Below are 21,857 nucleotides of genomic sequence, written 5' to 3'. Positions count from 1 at the left end.
TGGAGTATTTCCCGGTTCAGTTGTTGAGGGTAGCAATGGTGGTTGTGCGCGTGGGTGCATGACCTTTGGTCCGCACCGCATTCAATGCAGCAATGAAAGCCTTGGTGGCGGCGTCGCGGCTGAGGACTTCACGGACGTAACGGGCGCCACCGCTGTGCCGGGTGCCGCCGGATTCGACCCATTGGCCGTGGAGCGTGAGCGCCCCGGCCAGGAGTGCTCGGGGGTCACCCGGAGGGACCCGCATTCCCGCGTCGGCCGAAGCAACCTCGAATGCAGACGGACTTTGCGCTTCAACGGCCGCGAGCACGGGGCGACCGGCGGTGAAGTAGCTGGTCAACTTGCTCGGTACGCACATCTCGGTCAACCCGGGGCGCTCATTGACGAGCAGTACGTCCGCGGCGCCCAGGAGCGCACTGTAGGTCTCGTCGTCGACGCTGGGGAGCACCTCGAAGCGCGGTGCGTGAGCGGCCAGCTCCTCGAGCAGTGGGCGCTGCCGCCCCCCACCCACCAGGACGAAGCGCACCGGGGCACCCGATTGATCGGCCCGGGCAGCCGCCGCGGCCACGTTTCCCAGGTCCTGTTTGGCACCCATGTTGCCGGTGTGCAGAACAATGATGTCCTCCATGGGCCAACCGAACCGCTCACGCAGTGTGGCGGGGTCCATGTGTGTTGATGGCCCGATGTGGGTCCAGTTCCGAACGGTGTGCACGCGCGCCGGGTCCACGCCCAGCACACGCTGCACGTACTGGGCGAAGCGGTCGTGAATGACCACCATGCCCTCGCACGAGCGCAGGAAACGACCTTCCACCGCGCGCATGGCCCTGGTCGCGAACCCCCCGGCGGACCCCGTTTCAGTCAGTCCCGCCGTGTAGATGTCCTGCACCCAAGCGAGCACCGGAATGCCGTGGTACTTCGCGCGAAGACGAACGATCACCGATGCGAACAGTGCCGGACTCACGACCACTACTGCATCCGGGTTGTTCCACCGGGCCCGTGCCGCCCGCAGGCCGAACATGATTTCCATTCCGAGCCGGCGTGCGAGTCCCGCGTTTCCCGGGACCGGGTGGGGTACTCGTTCGACGGGTACACCGTTGATGATGTCCCGGTTCTGGTGGCCACGCTCGTAACCGGCGTGAACCTGCCACTGCGGATAATGCGGTAGCCCAGTAACAACCCCTACGTCCCAGCCGGCGGCAGCCAAAGACTGCGCCATGCCTGACGTGTACGGAGCGATGCCCGTGTGTTCCGGGGCGTAATTGAGCCCAATGAATAAAACGCGTTGCCCCATGATGAGACCTCCCCCAAAAAATGGACCTATTGCCCAAGGCCCGTAAACACGGTGGTAACCCCCAAGTCGCCATCCGCTAGCTCACATAATAAGCATGTCGTGGAAAGACGCAATACGTTGGTTCTTCATAATTTGTCACCCTAAATAGGGACATATGAAGTAATTTCACTTGTGAGGCGGCATTATGTGAATGCATTGAGAGTGCTCTGAGACACTGGGGCCGGAGAATCCCGGCCGGCCAGCTCGGGACTGTGGGTATGCTGACGTTATCGGCGCAATTCCAGGTTCGAGAGGTGGCCTGAGAATATTGTCGAAAGGTCCGTGACGCTAGGGCAAACAAGCGGAACGAGGCCGGCGATTTTGGTCAATCCGGTGGGGACCGGATGGCGGAGCACGTAGGGGTGTTCCGGGCCAGGTATGGGGTGGGGAGAAATCTATGAGGGTAGAAGGCCAAGCAACTTTCTTGACTGCGCCTGATCGTGTGATTCACGCGTGGGTCCACGGTCCGACACATGGTCGGGTAAGCGGTGCGGTAGTCATTGCACCCGCACTGGCCAGGGAGGAAGTCGTCAGCCACCGCAGTATGCGGTTGGTCGCCGCCCGCGCGGCCGAAAACGGCTGGGTGGCCATCCGACTGAGCTGGAGCGGCACCACCGAATCGGGGGCCCGACCCGAGGCCAGTGATCCCGTCGCGATCTGGGAGGACGACCTCGCACGTGGTTACTCCGAGGCGCGAAGAATCGTGGGCCACGATGCGCCGGTCCACGCGATCGGGTTGCGTATCGGCGCAGCGCTCCTGGCCGCCTCGAAAGTCCCGTTCGGGCAACGCTTGCTGTGGGAACCGGTGTCCGGTGCCGTATTCCTGCGCCAGTACGGCGGGCTGCGCCGTGCGAGCGGGCTGATCCTGCCGCCGGTCAGCGAGGAGGGCCTCGAGATCGGCGGCGCCCACTACTCGGATTCCGAGGCTGCCTCTATTCGAGCCCTGAAGGACCCGCAAAAAATCCGAACACATCAGGATCAGGGCATCGAAGTAATTCGTGAAGCGGACCGCCGGGTGGCCAAGAAACTTTACGGAGTGGCGTCGATTTACGCCAAGGCAAGCCCCGAGGCCATCGCGAGCCTGGTGGGGCGGTTGCGCGACGGACCGCATCACGATTACCGCGCGGGGGATTGGCAACCGCAATGCACGGCCCGCATCCACGTGGCGGAATTCGGTGTGGACGTGATCGAGGAATTACTCGAGCTCGGCGAGGACCGCCTCCCCGCTTCCTACACCCACCCCGTGGACAATCACGGAATCGGCCGGGGGGCCGTGACTCTGGCCCCGCCGTCGGCGGAACCCAAGGACGGTCCCACGGGCCTGTGGACGATAGCGGCCCGGAGGCTCGCGGCTCGTGGGGTGCCGGCACTGCGTGTGGAGCGCCATCATTGCGGGGACGGTGCCGGGCTGGATGAAGTCAAGGACGTCAACCCGTACACCCGGCAGGGCATAGCCGTCATTGATTCCGGGGCGCGGTGGTTACACCACCGGACCGGGGAGGAAGTCACGGGTGTAGGCCTGTGCGTCGGGGGCTGGCTCGTGGCCATGGCCCCGCAGGACAGCCCCATGCGCCGCCGCGTCATTCTCAACAATGTGGCGTGGCGACCGGCCGAGAGCTATTACGAGAGGCTTTACCGGAATTGGGACGTGGACGCGGTGCTCGAACAATTGCGGTCCATGGGCGATGTGGCGATAGCCACGAATTTCCGCACCCGGTTGAAAGACCGGATCCGACGCCGGATGCCCTATTCCTTATGGCTTTTCCTGGGGCGACGCAGCCTTCCCAATGTGCCGGAAGTGGTCATGGAGTATTCGTCACGCGGCGCGGAAGTGTCTTATTTTTTCGGTCCGGAGGACGGCCTGTTGTTCCTCCAGGAACGGGGCGAACGAGGGCTGCGTCGGTTACAGCGACGAGGGCGACACATCATGGTGACGCACCTGGCCACCCTCGATCACGCCTTGCAGTCCCATTCCTCGAGGTCAACGGCGCTGCAGGTCGTGGACGCGTCCATGGGGCTGACAGCCGGTCCGGTCGGTGAGGTGCAGTCATGCGCGGCATGAGAAGAAAATCCGTGGTCGGGCTCATCTGGTCCTTGGTCATCGCCATGGTGCTCACCGGGTGTGCCGCCGGGGACAACCGCCCTACGCCCGCACAAACGCCCATGGCAACGGGCTCCGCGGCCCTGCAACAGGCCGATTTCCTCGACCAAACGGACTTCGACGAGCCCTCCCACGGCATCACCGTGACGGGCGCGCAGGCCTTGTCCGAACGCGCCGTGGAAGTCGGCGTGAGCACGGACGCGGTAGCCGAGGGACTGCCCGGCGGTCAGAATTCCGTCATCATCGTCAGGCCCCAGAATTACGATCCCGGGACCCGTTATCGCGTGGTCTATCTTCTGGGCGGTAGCGGGGCGGAAACCTCCCCGGCCCGCCAATGGTTCGAGGCCGGGCATGCGGAGCAGATCACCGACGGGCTGCCCGTCATTACGGTCATCCCCAGCGGCGGCAAGGACGGGTGGTACACCGACTGGACGGCATCCGGTGACCAGGCGCAGGGGTGGGAAACGTATCATCTCGACCAATTGGTGCCGTGGGTGGACGCTCATCTTCCCACCCGCACCGGCCGCGAGGATCGGGTCGTCCTGGGGAACTCCATGGGTGGTTACGGAGCGATTCGCTACGCCGAAGAACGCCCGGACCTGTTTGCGGAGGCCATCAGCCTGTCCGGCCTGCTGGACCTCTCATCCGGTGAGGTCAGAGACCTGTTCAGTCAAGTGTCGGAGGAGACCACGGGACAGACCGATGCAATTTTCGGCAACGGGCAGAGCACCATGGATGAGCAATGGGATGCGCACGATCCGGTGAGCCAGAGCAAGGGCCTGGAGCGCACCAAGGTTCAGTTGTTCGTGGGCGAGGGTAACGGTTCATCCGGGGACCTCGAACCCACCTTGCGGGAGACCACGGAGAGCTTGGCGCAAGCCCTTCAATCGCAGGGGTCGCCTTATTCCTACACGATGTACGGCCGCCCCGCCGGGTGCAATGGCGAGCACACCTTTGAATGCTGGCGACCGGCGGCCACCGTGGCCCTGAGCCGCTGGGCCGATCGACTGGGCATCGAGCGCTCCATTGCAGCGCAACCGGTTGCGTCCGAGTTCGAAGACATCACGTCGGGGGAGGGGTCATGACCACCGCCCAGACCGCCCTGGGGGCCGGCCCGCGCATTGGGTGCGACATCCAGTCGATTGCTCCCGTGGCGGAATCCATGGCACGGCTGGGGGAGCGCTACCTCCGAGCCGTCTTCGGCACAGCGGAATTCGCGCGTCTCGCAGAAGACTCGAAGCTCACGTCCCCGGAGTCGGTGGCCGCACGCTTCGCCGCGAAAGAAGCCGTGTTGAAGGTCCTCGCCCCGGCGGCCACCGATGCCGTTGCGTGGCCGAGCATTGCGGTGCACACGGGGGCCGACGGCGCGCCCGGCCTTTTCCTGACCGATTCAGCGGCAGCGCTGGCGACCCGCAGAGGACTGGGCGACTGGACCGTGAGTATGTCTCATGACGGCGACTACGCACTGGCGGTCGCGCTCGCGTTGAGCTGCCCACCAGACCCGTCGACCGGCGCCTTGCGCGCACCGATCGACACCATGACCACAGAACTCCGCCGATTGAAAGGGCCCCATCCCATGGAAACCACCACCACCGAACTCACCGTCCGCAAGGTCCTGGCCGAGCACGGCAAGCTGTCCCAGGACGCCCACACCCTCGGCACGGACGTCGATCTTTACCGCGCAGGCATGACGTCCCACGCATCGGTCAACGTGATGCTCGGGCTGGAGGACGAGTTCGACATCGAGTTCCCCGAAGAACTGCTCACCAAAGCGACGTTCACGTCCATCAGTTCCATTTCAGAGGCAGTGGAGGGAATCGACCATGACTGAAACGACCCAACGAACCCCGTTCATACCCGACATGGAATCAACCACCGACCTGCCTCCGGGCCGCGCCCAGGCATGTGCGGCCCGGGCCGAGGCCGTGGCGGCCGTGGCAAAGGAACACGCGGCCGCCGTGGACTCGGAGTCGGTCTTTCCCGCGGCGTCGATTGCCGAGGCCCGAGCCCAGGGGCTGCTGGGCGCGCCCGTGCCCGGGTCCCTGGGAGGCCTCGGCTACTCCATCACCGAACTGTGCTCGACCCTTGAGCGCGTGGGCCGTGAGTGCACGTCCACCGCGATGATTCTGGCCATGCATTATTCGCAAGTGCTGTGCCTCACCCGCCACGCGGACACCGACCTGCTGCGGGACATGATGCGGCGCGTGGCCGGTGACGGACTGCTGCTGGCCTCGGCCACCACCGAGATCGCCATCGGTGGTGACACCCGGACGTCGTCGTGCGCCGTGGACGACACGGGAGATGGGCGGATACGACTGCACAAGAGCTGCCCCGTGATTTCCTACGGGAGCGCCGGGGACGCGATTTTCGTGACGGCTCGCCGCAATGCGGATGCCGTCAGTAGCGACCAGGTGCTCGTGGCAGTGGTTGCCACGGACATCGATCTCACGAGGACCCGGGGTTGGGATGCCCTGGGGATGCGCGGAACGTGCTCCGAGGCCTTCGAGCTGGAGGCGAACACGGATGCCGGTGCGGTGTTCGGGGTGCCGTTCGAAACGATCTCCGCCCAGACCATGCTGCCGGCCGCCCACTGCCTGTGGGCGTCGGTGTGGTTGGGGATGGCCACCCAAGCCGGGCTCGTGGCCCGGTCCGTGGTGCAGAAGGCGGCCCGTAAGGATCCGGAGAATCCTCCGCCGTCCGCCTTGCGCCTGGCGGAGCTGGAGGTGGATCTGCAGGCCATGACGGACGTGGTGCGCTCCTCGGTGGCCCGCTACCAGGCTGCATGGGATTCACCGCAGACGTGCGAGAGCATGCCGTTCGCGATTTCCATGAACACCCTGAAGGTCTCCGCAGCGGAGGCCGTACGCGCGATCGTGGGGGACGCCATGGTGATCGTGGGCATTTCCGGATTCGCCAATCGATCGCCCGTGAGCCTGGCCCGGTTGTACCGCGACAGCATTGGGCCCTCCGTGATGGTCAACAACGACCGAATCCTCCAACACACAGCCAAGCTCCAAATGGTCTCAAGGGGACTCCGATGACAACAGCGAAAACAACCGATCAACTCGAAGACCTGCAGACCGAATTCCGCGCCGGACTGGAAGCCAACAACTGGCTCCTACCAACGCTCGGCGAGGGCGTCAACGGTCTGGGACCCCAGGCGGAGGACGTGGTGCAGGGCATCACCGGCGCCGCCCGCAGAATTGTTGCGGACCTGGATGAAGCGCCGGGGACGCGCAGGTTGCGGTTCCCACCCGTCAACGGGACCCGGTTGCTGGAACGCACCGACTACGTGGCCTCGTTCCCGCAGCTTTTGGGAACTATTAACGCTTTCGAGGGGGACAACGCGGCCCACCGCGAGCTGCTGGCCACCTATCAGGAACACGGGGACTGGTCGTCGTCGCTGACGCCGGCCGGTCACTCGTTGATTCCCGCGGTGTGTCACCCCCTCTACGCGTACCTGGAGGGCACCGAGGTCGACGGCACCGTCTACGAACTGGTGGGCGAGTGCTATCGGCACGAACCCAGCGCGGACCCCATGCGGTTCGTGACGTTCCGGATGTTTGAGGCCGTGCGCTTGGGCACCCCGGAACAAGCGGTGGAACACCGAGCGCTGTGGCTCGAAGCGGGCCTCGGCCTGCTGCGCAAGCTGGGACTCGAGGTCGAAGCGGACACGGCCAACGACCCGTTCTTCGGCAGGGCGGGTAAGTTGCTCAGCGCGGGGCAGCGGCAGGCCCAACTGAAGTTCGAGATCCTCACCGAGGTGTACCCGGGACACCCCACGGCCATCGCCTCGGCCAACCTGCACGAGGACCACTTCGGTGAAGCGTTCCACCTGCGTACCGTGGACGGTCAAGCGGCCCACTCCGCCTGTTTCGGATTCGGTCTGGAACGTGTGACCCTGGCGCTCGCGGCCAAGCACGGATTCGATACGGCGGCCTGGCCGACCGGTGTGCGAGACGAGCTGCAATTGTCATGACGGCCACATCTGCTGTGAACCAGTCGCTGGGGCCGCCGGCAGCACACGGGACCGGCTCGTTCGGCACGGAGACTTTGGCCGTCAAAGGTTGCGAGGGCCGCACGCCCGCCACGGTGCCGCGCTCGGCCCTGCATGATCCGGCGGAGCCGTGGTCACCCACGAATTGCTATGTGGACGTGTGGATCGGGCTGCTCGCAGCCCTCGGGCTGAACCCGGTTCCCATGCTGAGTGCGGCTTTGAGCGCGGATTTTCTGGGCGACCAGTGGGAGTTCGTGAAACCCCGCACCGAGGACCTGGAGGTCCTCTACGGAATCAAAGTGGGCGAATACGACACCTGGCGACCACTGGGGGAGCACCTTCAGCTGACCATGTCGCGCGGCGACGCCCTCATCGTGGAAGTCGACGCGTACTACCTCCCGGACACCGAGGGCGTCTCCTATCGCACGGAGCACACCAAAACATCCATCGTGCCGTTGCGGCTGGATCCGCTGGCGGGGGAACTGGTGTATCTGCACAACGACGGCGCGCACACACTGGCGGGAGAAGACCTCCACGAGACGTTGGGCCCGAGGATGCGCTGCGGTCGTGTGCCGTACCCCTACGTGGAACTGGTGCGGTTGCACACACTGAATCGGCGCTCGCCCGAGGATCTCTGGCACGCCACCTTGGCCGTGGCCCGTGACCATCTCCGGCGGGCTTCCGCTCCCGGTCCCGACGGGCACGGTCCCGCCGACGGACTGGTGGCCGCCATTCGCGAACACCTGCCCCGCCTGGCCGAACGGGGTATGGGCCACTTCCACCTGTACTCCTTCGCCACCACGCGGCAGGCCGGTCTGACGGCCGCTCTGGCGGCTCACCTGTGCAGATATCTCGCCGACGGCGCCGCCGCCTGGCCCGACGGCGTGTCCGTAGAACGGCTGGCCCGGGCCGCAGATTCGTTCGACGGCGCCGCCGCGGCCGCGAAGACGTTGCAATTCCAACTCGCACGCGTGGCCTCGGGGCGCACTGCGCGCATCGACAAGGCCGCGGAGGCGTTGGCGGCCGGGTATCGGGCGGCGATCCACGACGCCCGCGCGGCCCTTGATCTCGAGGAGTGACGTGCGTGACATATGTCTGTGAACCGCAGCAATGGTTCCAGGACGACTGCGGGGACGTGTTCTCGGGTGCTGTCTGGACCCTCGTCCCGGTCGATCTGCGCACCGGCCGGGCGGTTCCGGTCGGGCGGGCGGCAGGGACTGATTGCGCCACGGGAATCCCCGCGCGCCTTCCCGGAACGATAACCGGCGCCTTACGCGATGCCCTGGGCGAGAGTGCCGTGGACGAGGCGCTGGCGGTTGCGGCCGAGGAGACCGCGTGGGAATACCGCACCCGGATCACCACGGCCGGCGGGCTCCACAAAATACGTTCCCGGGGAGTGGCCACCGTCTCCGAACTGTGGGTGGCGGGTCACCGGGTCAAGACCTCCACCAGCGCCTTCGCGCCCTGGGACGACGTCGTGCGGTTACCACCGGGGGAATGTGACATCGCACTGCGCCTCCTCCCGCTGTCCACGGTCACCGTCCCCCGTAAGCCCCGGGCCAAATGGCTCTCACCGCTCGTGTCCGACCGTTCACTGCGGTGGCGCCGGACACCCCTGATCGGCCACATCGACTGGCCCGGTGCGCGTCCCGTCCTGGGCCCGTGGGGTGGCCTGTCCGCGGAGCCGGTGCCCGCGGCAGACCGAGCACCCGTGATCGACGCTCGGCCCCGCGCGGTTCGCACGCGGGTCGACGAGTCCGGGGTGGGCACGGTGCTGGTGGACCTTCGGGTGAACCCGACAGGACGAACGGCGGAATCTGTGCGGTTGAGCTGCGCGGGCGCCGGCGTCGAGGTCGTGGTGACGGACGCCCGAACACGCGGGCGTGACGCGGTCACCGTGGAACTGCCCGTGCCGAATCCGCGCCTGTGGTGGCCCCACGCCATGGCAGCGGGGCAAGCGGCGGAGCCGGCGCTGCACGAGGTGCGCGTGGAAGTGGGGGACACCACGAGCTCGCACCGCGTGGGTTTCCGTTCCGTGACGGCGCAGCCGCGGGCCGACCGCGCGGGGCTGGGGTTGCGGGTCAACGGGGTCCCCGTGTTCGCCCGAGGCGTGGTGTGGGCGGGGGCGGACCCGTTCGAAACGGCCGCGGATCCTGCATCCGTGCGCATGCTTCTGATGCGACTGCGGACTGCCGGGGCCACCATGATCAGGCTGCCCGGCACCGGCTGCTACGAGTCGGACACGTTCCATGACCTGTGCGACGAGCTCGGCCTCATGGTGTGGCAGGACGTGGCCCTGGGGCCGCTGGACCCGCCCGATGATCCCGCCTGGCGCGCGCAGGTGAGCGAGGAAGTGCGCTCGCTGGCGGCTCGTTCGGCGGCCCACCCCTCCACGGTCGTGATCTCGGGCGGGACCGAGGTGATCCAGGCTCCCGTGCTGGCCGGGCGCCCGGCCGCCGAATGGACACCAGACGTTCTGGTCGAGGACATCCCACGGGCGGTGGGCGCCGCCGGTGCCGACGTGGTGGTCGTCGCGTCCTCACCGTGCTCCGACGCGGATCTCGACGCCGCCGCGCGGGCCTACGAGGCGGGCGCGGCGGCGTCGGCGGAGAGGCCCGTGACAATTGCCGAACCGGTGACCACCGCGGTGGTTCACTCGCCGGTGGATGCGACGGACGGAGTGTGTCACTACTTCGGGGTGGGGGCCTACGGGCGCGCTTTGGAGGACGCGCGCAGCAGCGGGGTGCGGTTCGCCGCAGAATGTCTGGCCTTTGCCGTGCCACCGGAACCGGCCACGGTGCGGGAGCAGTTCGGCACGGACGGACCACTGGACCACCCTGACCGGGCCGCCGCCTGGCAGGCCGGGCTGGCACGTGATCCGGGAGCCGCCTGGACATTCGAGGACACCACCATGCGCTACGTGCAGCGGTTGTTCCTGGACAGGGACAGCGACCCGAATGCCACTCTGGCAGCTCCACCGAGGGCTGCGGACGAGACGGCCCTGGCCACTCACGCGGGCCGTTTGGATTACCAGCGCGCGGCACTGGCCCACGTGTTCCAACGGACTCTGGCGCACTGGCGCCGGAGCGACTCACTCTGCCGAGGGGCACTGATTCTTGCATCCCACTCGACCGCCCCCGGCGCAGGATGGGGCGTATTGGATGCAGCTGGGCGTCCCACGGCTGCGTGGTACGGCATGCGCAGGGCGTGCGCTCCCACCACCGTGTGCTTCCTACCCGAGGGCGGCAACGGTTTATCGGTTCACCTCTGGCACGACGGTCCCGGGGAGCTCTCAGCGACCCTGCGATGGACCGTGACCACGGTTCAGGGAGGATGTCAACAACCCATTGAGGTTGCGGTCACGGTGCCGGCCCGGGGAGGACGGGTGCTCCGAGGGGATCTGGCGGACAGTACGTTCCGCGACCTGGACAACGCCTACGGATTCGGCGCACGGGAGTACGAAGGAATACGAGCCGAGCTCGTGGCTTCCGACGGAACGGTTCTGGCCACGGACGTGCACCTGTCCGGCGGACCCCGCAGGGACGACCTCGCCGACCCTGAGATGACGGCGAGGTGGGTCCGTGACCGGAGCGGCACCCGGTCCGTGGAGGTCACGAGCCAGGGTCTGGCACGATTCGTCGCCCTGGACCTGGCGACGGGTCTGGTCGCCGAGGACGGGTACGTGCACCTGTTGCCCGGTGACACCGTGCGGCTGCCCGTCAGCGGCACAGGACCGTTCCCCACCCACGATGGCGGATATGTGCGTGCCCTGGGGGTGGAGCCGGTTCCGATCACGTGACCGGCCCACCGCCCGCGGCCACGCGCACATCGAACCCGTGCCGCGGACCCGGCCCCGCAAGGCGGGGGGCTACAGATCTACCAGCAGATGATTCAGCATGCTCCTCCGGGACGCCGTGGCGTGTAACGAGTGATCCAAGGGGTCAAGCACGGTCACCCTGTGATTCGTGCTGATCGGACCGGCGGTCACACCGGCGTGCTGAGCGTCCGCGGGCCCGAAAATCACGTCCACCCGCAGCCCTGGGATCCGCGCCAACCGGCGCATCAGGGGGTGGGGGACGTCAATGATTCCCACCGCGGCGGCCGCCGCGGTCACACGGGGATGAGCATTGAATGCCGCCCGCCGCGTGCCTCGCACGATCGTGCGGGCCACAGCGCCCAGGCGCTGCTCCATCGATGGCGTGGACGCGGGGTCACTACCACTCGGCTCGGCAGGTGCCTGTCCGGGGATGGCCGGTGACAGGGGACCGCTACGAAGCCCCTGGCGCCAGTAGCGCCATGGTGCCCGCTGCCAGCCGATGTTGTTCACCGCGTACAGGGACAACCGTTGCGCCACGTGGTCGGGCAACTGATGAACACACGCGACGAGCCCCCACGCTCCCAGGCACACTCCCGCTGCCTTGAGGGGGCCGTCGGTGAGCCGTGCCAATTCCTCGAGCACTTCCCGGGATTCGGTGAGGGTGTATCGAACGTACGGGTTGGGATCCTGGGCGCGTCCGGGATGCACCAGCTCACCGGTGTCCGTCCGTTCGGCGAGCAGACACACGGCCCCGCGTGCGGAGGCCGTGATTGCGGCTCGTGTCCACAGGGAACCCGGCGCCTCCATGGGCTCTGACCCCAGGGACACGAACGCCACCCCGGGTGCTGCCGGTTGCGGATGCTCGGGCATGGTGAGGACGGCGGGGCGATTCGCTCGGCCGATCCGGGTGCGCCGGAGGTGAACCACGGTTCCGTCCACGGGGAGCGCCACGGCGTGCTCGGGTATCAACGACACCGCGGCGGGGGAACCGGGAAGCCGGTCAGCGACGGCAGCCAGTGCGCCCGCAATGGTGGCCGCGGCCTCCTTCGGAACGCTGGCCACCCGGGGGTGAACGTCCACGGGCACGGGCTCCAGCTGCGGGCCGTCGAGAATGTCCAGGCCTCGGCTCGAATCCGGTTCGGATAACTGTTTCAGCGCCTCTGCACCCTCGGGATTCAGCTGAAGGTCCATGAGTTCGACTCCGGGTGTCACCCGGGCCGGCAGCTCGGGGCCCGCCATGCGACGCAGTGCCACCTGATGGCGCAGCCACAGTTTCCCCGACACAGGCGCCCACACGTGACGGGAAGCCCACCCGCGTTCGTTGGAGGCCGCGAGAACGCTACCCCCGAGCCGCACGCCCAGTCCGTGCACGGGGCCGGCGTGCGCGGCCCATTCCCGGACGACCTCAAGGTCACCGAGCCATTTCTCGGCCGGTGCGGCCTCGGCCGTCCACGGGCTCAGGCCCGTGCCGACCCAGTCGAAGCGAACCACGCGCCAGCCGTCCGCCGCCAAGGTCCGAGCCACATCAATGATGGTCCGGAACATGGTGACTCGCTCGCGGCCCGGCGATCCCGCGATGACCACGGTGCCGTTGCGTTCCGGCCCTGCTGGTTGGTGCACTGCCACGGACAGTACGCGGTCCTCGGCTCGGACCCACCCGTGCAGCACGTCGTCCGTAGGAGCGGTGCCGTGACGGTGGCGCGTGATTGAGCGCGGGCGGTGATGTGCGGGTGTTCTTAACACGATGTTCTCCCCCAAATGTGTCGGATCGGACACCGGCCCCGCGCAACCCTTCCCCAAGGGCCCAATGCGTGCGAGACCGCGCATCCGTGCCTGCTAAGAATATGACGATTTACCAGGAATTAGGTGGGAATTGAGCACGCTCTTGGTCATTTTGTGGCGGGTGATTTACCGAGAATTGTGTTGCCGCTTGTCAGCGCGAAATGGGTCTTGCGGAATTCAAGGGCACCGGCACATTACCTCCGCAGATCGATCCCAAATACTCGCTTCACGGCGGTGGTCACATGTTTGCCGTAGCGCTGGGATGACGGCGTGGAGGAGAACGGAATAAAGCGCCCGGGAACCTCCGGGTGAGTGATCTTGCCGTGGGTGGGCCCCGACGTGGTCACATGGAATCCCGCGGACTTCAACCGAGCCAGTAGCTCGCGACGGTTGGTCGGATACCGCGTTCCACTACCGCCGGGTTTGGCGCCGCTGCGCTCCAGGGAGTCGGGGCCGTCCGCCCACGTCTCGTCGGGTCTGCGAGCGAGGGCCCAGCCACTGCGGTAAATGCCCACCACGCGATGTTCGGCGCGGTTGACCTGGACACACAGATTCTGCCGCACGTAATAGTCGGTGCGTCCGAGGTCCGCGGTCCACGTGTCCTCAGGGCTCACGACAACCTGGCGGAGTTGATCCTCGGTCACATCCCACACGCCCTGCGAGTGGACACCCGAGGCGGGCACCGTCAGCTCCGCAAATGTGTCTGCGCCGGAGGAATCCGCAGTGTAGACCGCGCTCTGGGGTGTGGAGATCGTGGGCTGCACGCCCTTGCGCAATTGCTCCACGAAGTGTGCGATCAACGGGTCCAGGCTCAACAGGTTCGACTCCGGCGGCGCAACGGGGGTCTCCGGAGCGGGGGCTGCCCCGTCGATCTTCCGCGGGCCCGGCCCCGGTTTGGGCGGACCGGTCGTGGGCGCGTTAGCAGCCCCGGTCACGGGTGCACCGGGTGCCGACGCCGCGGCGGTGACCCGCGGAGGACCGGCCGGGGGCGGCGTCGTCGGCTTCCAGGACGAGTAGTCCACGGGACGAACGGTGAGAGCGGGATCCGTGCGACCGATCATCACGGCGGGGGAGGGTTTGCGTGCGGTCATCTCGAATTCCGGTGGCGGGCGGGTGTAGGTAACCACCGTGCCACGCTTGTCGCCCGCGGGCCAGTGGCGGGCCGGCGGCCACGCAGCGAAGGCTCACGCGCGAACCGTAGAATCGACGGCGTGGATTGCGGTTATTACAACAAGGGACTTTGCCGGTCGTGCACGGTGATCGAGGTGCCGTACGCCCGGCAGGTGGCCGATAAGCAGCGGCTCGTGCGCGAGCTGGTGGCCCCGCATGGCGAGCCGCGGTGGCTGGAGCCGGTGACCTCACCCGAGGCGGGTTTCCGCAACAAGGCCAAAATGGTGGTCGCCGGATCCGTGGGTGAGCCCACGCTCGGCATCCTGGACCAGCACGGCGGGGGTACCGATCTGCGTGACTGCCCGCTCTACCCGGAGCCCATTTCCGTAGCACTGGGTGCGCTCGCTGAGTTCATCGCGCGGGCGCGCCTGCTGCCCTACAACGTGGCCAAGCGGCGCGGTGAGATCAAGCACGTGATCGTGACGGGCTCACCGGAAGGGCGGCTCATGGTGCGGTTCGTGCTGCGTTCCACCCACCAGCTGCCCAAGATCCGCGACAACATGGGCCTGTTGCGTGAGCTCGTGCCGCACGCGGACGTGGTCTCCGTGAACATCCAGCCCGAGCACAAGGCCGTGCTCGAAGGCCCCGAAGAAATCATGCTCACCGAGCAGACCGAGCTGATCATGAGGGTCAACGAGATCCCGTTGCGCGTGCGGCCGCGGTCGTTCTTCCAGACGAACACCCACGTCACCGGGCAGTTGTACCGGCAGGTGAGCGAGTGGGTGGACCGCGCCTCCCCGAGCACAGTGTGGGACGTGTACTGCGGGGTGGGCGGTTTCGCGTTGCACGTGGCCGCCCCGTCGCGCGAGGTGACGGGCACGGAAATCTCCGCGGACGCCGTGGCCTCCGCCCGCGGTGCCGCCGCTGCCATGGGCCTCGCCGAATCCGGTCCGGGTTCCGTTCGCTTCACCGCCGACGACGCCGCCGCCGTACCTTCCGGTCCCGCCCCCGACCTCGCGATCGTGAACCCCCCGCGCCGCGGACTCGACGCGGGGTTGTGCGAGTGGTTGGAGACGTCCGGGGTTTCGACCGTGGTGTATTCCTCGTGCAACGCCAAGACCCTGGCCCGGGATCTGGGGCGCATGCCCTCCTTGGCACCCGTCGAGGCGCGGCTGCTCGACATGTTCCCGCACACCGGTCACTACGAAGTGGCGGTGTTGCTCAAGCGTTAGGACTGGGCCTGCGCCATGGCGTGGAGCTTGCCGACGGCCTCGTTGACCATGTCCGCAACGGGCTGGTCGATGTCGAGCCTGTACCCGCCCTCCTCGACCTCCAGGGGTTCCAGTGTGTCCAGCTGTGACTGCAGAAGGGACGCGGGCATGAAGTGCCCACTACGGCCCTCAAGCCGGCCGGTCAGCACCGGGAGCGAACCATCCAGGTGCAGGAACAACGCACCGGGAGCCTGCGAACGGATGCGCTCGCGGTACACCCGTTTGAGCGCGGAGCAGGCAATCACCAGGCCCTCATTTTGCTTACCGTGCGTGTGCAGGCGCTGGCCCACGATGTCGAGCCAGGGCCAGCGATCCTCATCGGCCAGCGGAGTACCGGAGGCCATTTTCTGCACGTTCTCAATGGGGTGCAGACTGTCACCGTCAATGAACTCCACGCCGAGTTCGCGGGCCACGAGCGTTCCGATGGTCGTCTTACCCGACCCCGAAACACCCATGACCACCACGAGCGGCGCCACCTCGCTGTGCGTAATCACTGTGGGGCTCACCAGTCGTGAACCGTGCCGTCGGCAAGGCGGTTGCGTGAAATGCCAGGGACGACGCGTGGGTCCCGATGGTCTGCGCTCATACCCCCGATTCTCACGAGTTGCTACGGAAGTGTCAAAGCTCCGACGCGACCGTCCAGTTGGTAGTCCACTGTGCACCCGCTTAGCATGCATCTTGTATCTAAGCGTCAAGGACCGGGAAGAACTGTGTCGACCAATGCAGCAGAACGCGCTTACGCGCACGCGAAGGCACGCATCCTGTCCGGAGAGCTCGAAGGGCAGTTGCTGTCCGAGGGCATTGTTGCGGAGGAACTGGGTGTCTCACGCACTCCGGTGAGGGAAGCGTTTCTGCGGCTGCAGGCCGAGGGCCTCATGCGGCTGTACCCCAAGCGGGGTGCCCTGGTGGTTCCGGTGGGTCCTTTCGAGGCGCGAGAAGTGCTCGAAGCCCGCCGGGTGATCGAATGCGGTTGCATTGCGGCGGCGCTGTCGGACCCGACCTTGCCGGCCACCCTGAATGAACTGCTCGAGCAACAATCCCATGCAGTCGGCACGGAACGTTTCACCCTGCTGGATGCTGCCTTCCACACGGCCATCGTCGAGGCCGCTGGGAACTCCCTGCTCAGCACCGCTTACTCGGGACTGCGGGACCGCCAGATGCGGTTGATCGCCATGGCCGTTGGAACCATGGACGGGAAGGCTTCCGAAATTCTGAATCAGCACCGCGACATTGTCCGCGCAGTTGAAAGTGGTGAAGCAGAGCACGTGCGGGCGCTGCTGTGGGATCGTCTGCGTCACGTCTACGAAGGAATTGTGGAATGAACATCAAACCCTGGACGCGGGTGGCCTCCGGATTATTCGCGGTGGCGTGGGGCGGCAACGAGTTCACACCGCTGCTGGTCATGTACCGCCACGTGGAGGGATTCGACCAAGTCTCGGTAGATATGCTCCTGGCCGCATACGTGCTGGGTATCGTTCCCGCCCTGTTGATCGGCGGGCCGTTGTCGGATCGGCACGGCCGCCGAGCACTGATGATTCCCGCGCCGATCATCGCGATGCTGGGCAGCGCACTCTTGGCGCTGGGCTCGGGCAGTCTCACGGTGTTGTTCATCGGCCGGGTGTTCTCGGGTATCGCCCTCGGGTTGGGCATGGCCGTGGGAACCTCGTGGGTCAAGGAACTGTCCGGTCGCCCGTACGAACCTCACCCGGAAAGGGTGTCCGGTGCGCGCCGGGCGTCTTTGTCCCTGACCGCCGGTTTTGCCCTGGGCGCTGCGGTGGCCGCAACGTTGGCGCAGTTCGCTCCGTTGCAAACCGTGCTGCCATACCTGATCAACATTGTGATCTGCATTCCCACGGTGTTCCTCGTGGCCGGCGCGCCGGAGACACGGGAGACCGGGCGGCACGTCGGTTCCCTCTGGTCCGACTTGAAAATTCCCGCGGCCAAGCAACACCGTTTCTGGTTCGTGGTCGCACCGTCCGCTCCGTGGGTCTTCGGCTGTGCGGCCTCCGGCTACGCCATCCTCCCGGCATTGATGGCGGAAGTGGTCGGGCCGGACTACGGCATTGCCTTCTCAGGGCTGTTGTGCCTGGTCTGCCTGACTTTCGGCTTCTTCATCCAACCGCTGGGCAAGCGCCTGGACCGGGACGGGTCGATTCGTTCCCTGGTGGTCGGCATGATCGCCGTGGTCCTCGGCATGCTCAGCGCCGTCTTCGCCTCGGCCACCCTCTCCTTGCCGGTCGTGCTGGTCTCCGCGGCCATCCTGGGCTGCGGTTACGGTCTGGTGCTGGTCTCCGGGCTGCAGGAGGTCCAACGTATTGCGCGCGTGGATGACCTGGCCGGGCTCACCGCGGTCTTTTACTCCCTGACCTACATCGGCTTCTTCGTGCCCATGGTGCTCGCGGTGATTTCCGAGGTCACCACCTACCCCTGGCTGTTCCTCTCCGGTGCGGTGATCGCCGTCGTCTGCTTGGGGATCATGGCGTACGGCAAGCGGCACGAGGTCCGGGAGTTGCCCGCCCGGCGATAGTGGCGTGATTCATGGTTCCCTATCCCCGTTTTCCGCCGCGGAATCGGTAATAGGGAACCTTAGATCGTCACCCGAGCCAGAGTCCCAGCGCGCCTCGCACCATGACGACGACGCCGCCCACCGCCGCCAGTCCCATCGCCAAGTTGGCGGCTGCCGCCTTGTCCAAGCGACGTGAAAGCCACGTGCCGACGGTGATGCCCACGAAGATCGTGACAATGAGGGAACCGAATGCCACGAACACCGGGACCGGCAGCGCAAAGTGCACCCCCGCGATCAGCTTGGAACCCACGGACAATGCCCCCAGGGACATGAACACCGGTTGCATGGTCGCGGCGAATCGCAGTTGATCCCAGTTGGTGATGCGCGAGTACACGACCATGGCCGGCGCGGCCACACCCGCCGTGGAGTTGAAGAATCCACCGATCAGTCCGGCTGGTATCACGGCCTTCCGCTGGTTCACCTGTCCTGCAGTATGAGTGAACTTGGTGATGGCCAAGGCCAGCAGCACCACCGCGCCCACGCCGATCTGGAGCCATTCCGCCGGGACCCACCTGACCACCAGCGCTCCGAGCACCACGCCGGGAATGGCGGACAGGATCAGAACGGCCGCGTGTTTCCACTCGACCATCCTGCGCACAGCCAGGGTGATCATGAACCCCGAGCACACCGTGGCCGCGTTGGTCACGAGCACTCCCGTGGCCGGACCCATCAACAGCGACAACACCGGGGCCACCACCAGTCCCACGCCGGTCCCCGAAACTCGCTGCAGGATGCTGCCCACCAGGACGGCGATCAGCACGGCGGTGAGGATGAGCATGGGGTGCTTTCTAACGACGGTCGAAGTACCTTGAGGGTACCGAGTTAGGAGTTCAACCGCTCAACAGTCGCTCGTAGTTCGTCACTCAAGGCGTAAATCTGTTCCAGCGTTTCGATTGGCCGGCGAGTCTCTTTCTTATCCTCGTCGAAAATGCCGACGTACTTTTGGCCTCGGTTGAAGTGGAGCCGTGCAATGCTCTTGCGGTTGTTGTTATCCAACAGGACCGCGCAGTATGTCTTTGCATCTCGATAAGACACGCGTGAAACGTCAACCTGGTTACACACAATGGCTCGAATGATGTGGAAACCGTTCAACTCGTCGACAGTAGTGACGACTCCGTCTTCCGAGTCTCTGAGATCCTTGTCGGCCTCGTCTTGACTGTGGATGGCCTCGGCCGGTGCATCCCCGCTGAGAACTGGCGGGGGCGTGGACCCAGCGCCCAGTGCGGTGGTCAGGCGGTTATTGACCTGCTCATTGAGGAACTGCTGTGCAGCCTTGGCGACGAGTGGAGTGAACTGTTCCCGGGCCTTCTGCGTATAGGCGCCCTCGTACACCCGGTTCGTGAAGAACTTGATCCAGTCGTCCGATGGTTCCTTGAACTGGGTGGAAATCGCTCGTTTGATCTGGCCCACGTACTTGAGCTCACCCGCGGCGTTGATGATGGAGTCCAGGTCGAACTCCGTCTTGCTCAATTTCTGAAGTTCTTGGATGAGTGTCATATCGATATCGGACAGGTCAAGAACCAAGAAGGGCTTGGAGTCCATCTTGTTCGGGGCGTCCAGATCCGTGTAGAACTGGTAGACCTCCCCGTTGGTCAGAATTGCGATACGAGCGTTCGTAACAGCAAAATATCGGTAGAGCTGTGACGCGTGTTCGAGCGACAGCGGTGCGCCCACGTGCTTGCACTCGATGAGCATTTGTACCTGGTTGTCCTGGACGATCGCGTAATCAATTTTTTCGCCCTTTTTGACACCGATGTCGGCGGTGAACTCCGGGACGACCTCGGCCGGGTTGAACACGTCGTAGCCGAGAATCGTGGAGATGAAGGGCATGACAAAAGCATTTTTCGTCGCCTCCTCCGTTTCGAGTGCTGCCTTTTGCTGGGAAACTTTGTTCGCCAGGGCAGTAATCCGTTCTGCAAACTCCATTGTGTGCTCCTGTGGGGGTCGGCCAGTTGTAGTACCACTGAGTATGCCCGTCGAGTATGCGATCTCACGCGCCGGTGACGCTTATAAGACGACTAAGACGCCACCGAGAAAACTGTCGGCGGCGCCTTAGTGCGCTGCGCGCGTTGACTACTTCGACGTCATGTTCCATTCCCAGCTGCTGTCGCTCATGACGTCGTTGAAAACCAGAGTTCCCGTCGGAGCGGGAACATCCAGAACCACCATGCCCGTCACTTTTTCGGAAGGACCGATCGTGTCTAGAAGCATTTCGTTCTCTGGCAAACATGAGTACGTGGCGACGGTTGCGATGTTGTTCGCTGTCGTACCCTTCGGGGTGATGAATTCCCAGTTGTGACTGTTGAAGGAGTAGTCAGTGCCGTAATAAAGCTTCTCGAACGACTCAGAAGATCCTGTTTCAGCTGCAATCTGGACGGCCACTAGGTGGCCGTTTTCGGACGGCTGGGGGTAGGGGCCGGTGCATGCCGGGTCCACTTCGATGTTCTGCACAGCGAAGTTGACCAATTTATTTTCTGAATCGGTCGCCTCCGAGACGCCCGCGGGTTCTCCGATCTTCTTGATGGCATTTCCGCGTGCTGACTTAGTGACCGAATCTTCGGTCCCGGAGTTTTTCGATGAACTTGCCGTAGCGGGATCCACGCTGGGTGCGGTGGGCTCGGGTTCGACTTCTGCGGCCGAACACCCAGCCATGGCCACTGCTAGCAGCGCAATACCCAAAGCAGGCGTGAACTTTTTCATATTTACTCTTTCAACAGGGGGACCTCTCTTAGAGCCCGGCCAAGCCGATTACACAACGAGGACATGTAGTGACTGAGAGGTAACTAACATTCTCAGAGTAATTGAAACATCAAGTAAATCCGCTTATGACGCGCTACGCGCCCACCGCACCAACGCGAACCCGCCCCACACTGTCAGCAGCGTGGCGATCAGCAGCAGCCCAGCGTCACCCAGCTCGATCGACGCGATCCACGTGGTGACCGGATTGGTCAGCCCGAACGCCGTATTGAGCACCCCGCTCAGGGTGATGATGGAGATGAAAAGGGCCGCGCCCGCGGACAGCCCGGTGATGGCGGTGTTGAAGCCCAGCTTGCGGACGGGATCCCGCCAGGCGGAACGATACATGCGCAGTACCGCCAAGCCGTTGAGCGAATCGCACAAGCACATGCCGGCGGCAAAGAAGAACGGCAGGGACAACAGCGTCCACCCGGAAACACCCGCCACGGATGCGGACACGGTCAGGACCAGAAGGGAGATGGTGCTGGCGGTGTCGAAGCCGAGCCCGAACAGGAATCCCAGGGTGAAAATGTTGCGGGGGCGCTGCACCCGCGCCAGCGGTTTGGCCATCACCCGCGACACCAAACCCTGAGCCAGCAGATCCTCCTCGCTGATCACCCGCCCCTCACGCGCCCGACGCCGCAGGCGCCAACTGTGGGCGCATGCGCCGGCGTTGTAGAGGCCGATCACCAACAGGAACACCCCGGACACCGTGCCGCCGATGACCCCCAGAGTGGTGTTCGCGGCGGTGCCTTCGGAAATGAACGAGGACACGAACGTGGCACCCAGAACCACCAGAATTCCCGCCAGTATCACCACCGAACTGTGCCCCATGCTGAAGGCCAAACCCACGCTCGCGGGTCGCTTTCCCTGCCCCACGAACCGCCGCGTCGAATTGTCGATCGCCGCGATGTGGTCCCAGTCGTAGCTGTGCTTCACACCCGTCAGATAGCAGGTGAACACCAGTCCGATGGCCAGGGGCACGGAACCACCCAGGCTCCCCAGCCCCCACAGTCCCAGGGCCACCAGATGAAGCAGTGCCACGACCCCCAAGGTGCACAGCACACGGGTGTGAAACGGCCAATCGTCAACCGATGAAGAGCGCGCGGCGGCGGTGATGAGGGTCAATGGTGTTGACACGGGGAACTCC

General features: G+C 65.3%; 18 protein-coding genes. 10 read left to right on the top strand and 8 right to left on the bottom strand.

Annotation, left to right across the window (positions count from 1 at the left end):
• Positions 1-16: 16 nt before the first annotated feature.
• Positions 17-1,288: a glycosyltransferase family 4 protein gene (locus ABEA06_RS09315; RefSeq protein WP_345311301.1), complete on the bottom strand. Its 1,272-nt coding sequence runs from the start codon at positions 1,286-1,288 to the stop codon at positions 17-19.
• 583 nt (positions 1,289-1,871) lie between these two features.
• Here ABEA06_RS09315 and ABEA06_RS09310 point away from each other — a divergent pair.
• The 7 genes from ABEA06_RS09310 to ABEA06_RS09280 are packed head-to-tail and all read left to right on the top strand — an operon-like array spanning position 1,872 to position 11,224.
• On the top strand, positions 1,872-3,389 hold the full coding sequence (locus ABEA06_RS09310; RefSeq protein WP_345311300.1) for an alpha/beta hydrolase family protein: 1,518 nt from the start codon (positions 1,872-1,874) through the stop codon (positions 3,387-3,389).
• Complete coding sequence (locus ABEA06_RS09305) at positions 3,386-4,513, top strand: alpha/beta hydrolase (protein WP_345311299.1); 1,128 nt, start codon at positions 3,386-3,388, stop codon at positions 4,511-4,513. Before ABEA06_RS09310 ends, ABEA06_RS09305 begins: the two co-directional genes overlap by 4 nt.
• A complete protein-coding gene (locus tag ABEA06_RS09300) occupies positions 4,510-5,259 on the top strand; it encodes an acyl carrier protein (protein ID WP_345311298.1) in 750 nt (249 codons plus the stop codon). The genes ABEA06_RS09305 and ABEA06_RS09300 overlap by 4 nt, the downstream gene beginning before the upstream one ends.
• Positions 5,252-6,469 carry an acyl-CoA dehydrogenase family protein gene (locus ABEA06_RS09295; RefSeq protein WP_345311297.1) on the top strand — a complete coding sequence of 406 codons (1,218 nt, stop codon included), beginning with the start codon at positions 5,252-5,254 and terminating at the stop codon, positions 6,467-6,469. The genes ABEA06_RS09300 and ABEA06_RS09295 overlap by 8 nt, the downstream gene beginning before the upstream one ends.
• Positions 6,466-7,407 carry a class-II aminoacyl-tRNA synthetase family protein gene (locus tag ABEA06_RS09290; protein ID WP_303383008.1) on the top strand — a complete coding sequence of 314 codons (942 nt, stop codon included), beginning with the start codon at positions 6,466-6,468 and terminating at the stop codon, positions 7,405-7,407. The genes ABEA06_RS09295 and ABEA06_RS09290 overlap by 4 nt, the downstream gene beginning before the upstream one ends.
• On the top strand, positions 7,404-8,504 hold the full coding sequence (locus ABEA06_RS09285) for a DUF1839 family protein (RefSeq protein WP_345311296.1): 1,101 nt from the start codon (positions 7,404-7,406) through the stop codon (positions 8,502-8,504). The genes ABEA06_RS09290 and ABEA06_RS09285 overlap by 4 nt, the downstream gene beginning before the upstream one ends.
• Before the next feature lie 5 nt (positions 8,505-8,509).
• Positions 8,510-11,224, top strand: a complete 2,715-nt coding sequence (locus tag ABEA06_RS09280; protein ID WP_345311295.1) for a glycoside hydrolase family 2 protein — start codon at positions 8,510-8,512, stop codon at positions 11,222-11,224.
• A 69-nt stretch (positions 11,225-11,293) separates the two neighbouring features.
• Here the strand turns inward: ABEA06_RS09280 and ABEA06_RS09275 are convergent, their stop codons facing one another.
• Both ABEA06_RS09275 and ABEA06_RS09270 read right to left on the bottom strand, forming a co-directional pair.
• Positions 11,294-12,985: an alpha/beta fold hydrolase gene (locus ABEA06_RS09275; protein WP_345311294.1), complete on the bottom strand. Its 1,692-nt coding sequence runs from the start codon at positions 12,983-12,985 to the stop codon at positions 11,294-11,296.
• A 233-nt stretch (positions 12,986-13,218) separates the two neighbouring features.
• On the bottom strand, positions 13,219-14,115 hold the full coding sequence (locus ABEA06_RS09270) for a hypothetical protein (protein WP_345311293.1): 897 nt from the start codon (positions 14,113-14,115) through the stop codon (positions 13,219-13,221).
• 120 nt (positions 14,116-14,235) lie between these two features.
• On the opposite strand from ABEA06_RS09270, the gene rlmC reads away from it, so the two are divergent.
• A complete protein-coding gene (gene rlmC, locus ABEA06_RS09265) occupies positions 14,236-15,366 on the top strand; it encodes a 23S rRNA (uracil(747)-C(5))-methyltransferase RlmC (RefSeq protein WP_345311292.1) in 1,131 nt (376 codons plus the stop codon).
• On the opposite strand, the gene ABEA06_RS09260 is transcribed toward rlmC, so the two are convergent.
• On the bottom strand, positions 15,363-15,911 hold the full coding sequence (locus ABEA06_RS09260; RefSeq protein WP_345311291.1) for a gluconokinase: 549 nt from the start codon (positions 15,909-15,911) through the stop codon (positions 15,363-15,365). The two genes, rlmC and ABEA06_RS09260, sit on opposite strands and share 4 nt — an antisense overlap.
• Positions 15,912-16,115: 204 nt before the next feature.
• Here ABEA06_RS09260 and ABEA06_RS09255 point away from each other — a divergent pair, with 204 nt between their 5' ends.
• Positions 16,116-16,727 carry a GntR family transcriptional regulator gene (locus ABEA06_RS09255; protein ID WP_345311290.1) on the top strand — a complete coding sequence of 204 codons (612 nt, stop codon included), beginning with the start codon at positions 16,116-16,118 and terminating at the stop codon, positions 16,725-16,727.
• Complete coding sequence (locus ABEA06_RS09250; protein WP_345311289.1) at positions 16,724-17,932, top strand: MFS transporter; 1,209 nt, start codon at positions 16,724-16,726, stop codon at positions 17,930-17,932. The genes ABEA06_RS09255 and ABEA06_RS09250 overlap by 4 nt, the downstream gene beginning before the upstream one ends.
• Before the next feature lie 67 nt (positions 17,933-17,999).
• Here ABEA06_RS09250 and ABEA06_RS09245 read toward each other — a convergent pair whose 3' ends face one another.
• The 4 genes from ABEA06_RS09245 to ABEA06_RS09230 all read right to left on the bottom strand — a co-directional run bounded on the left by ABEA06_RS09245 (position 18,000) and on the right by ABEA06_RS09230 (position 21,847).
• Positions 18,000-18,749 (bottom strand): sulfite exporter TauE/SafE family protein, encoded by a 750-nt coding sequence (locus tag ABEA06_RS09245; RefSeq protein ID WP_345311288.1) that lies wholly within the window; start codon positions 18,747-18,749, stop codon positions 18,000-18,002.
• Positions 18,750-18,793: 44 nt separating this feature from the next.
• A complete protein-coding gene (locus tag ABEA06_RS09240) occupies positions 18,794-19,897 on the bottom strand; it encodes a type I restriction endonuclease (protein ID WP_345311287.1) in 1,104 nt (367 codons plus the stop codon).
• Between the two features lie 147 nt (positions 19,898-20,044).
• Positions 20,045-20,671 (bottom strand): hypothetical protein, encoded by a 627-nt coding sequence (locus tag ABEA06_RS09235; RefSeq protein ID WP_345311286.1) that lies wholly within the window; start codon positions 20,669-20,671, stop codon positions 20,045-20,047.
• A gap of 123 nt (positions 20,672-20,794) precedes the next feature.
• A complete protein-coding gene (locus ABEA06_RS09230) occupies positions 20,795-21,847 on the bottom strand; it encodes a HoxN/HupN/NixA family nickel/cobalt transporter (RefSeq protein ID WP_345311285.1) in 1,053 nt (350 codons plus the stop codon).
• Positions 21,848-21,857 lie beyond the last annotated feature (10 nt).

Origin of the sequence: Kocuria gwangalliensis, from assembly GCF_039544365.1 — a bacterium.
In the GTDB taxonomy this organism is placed as follows: Bacteria; Actinomycetota; Actinomycetes; order Actinomycetales; family Micrococcaceae; genus Kocuria; species Kocuria gwangalliensis.
The sequence above is the reverse complement of the archived record's forward strand: the minus strand, read 5'-3'. Positions and strand labels throughout refer to the sequence as shown.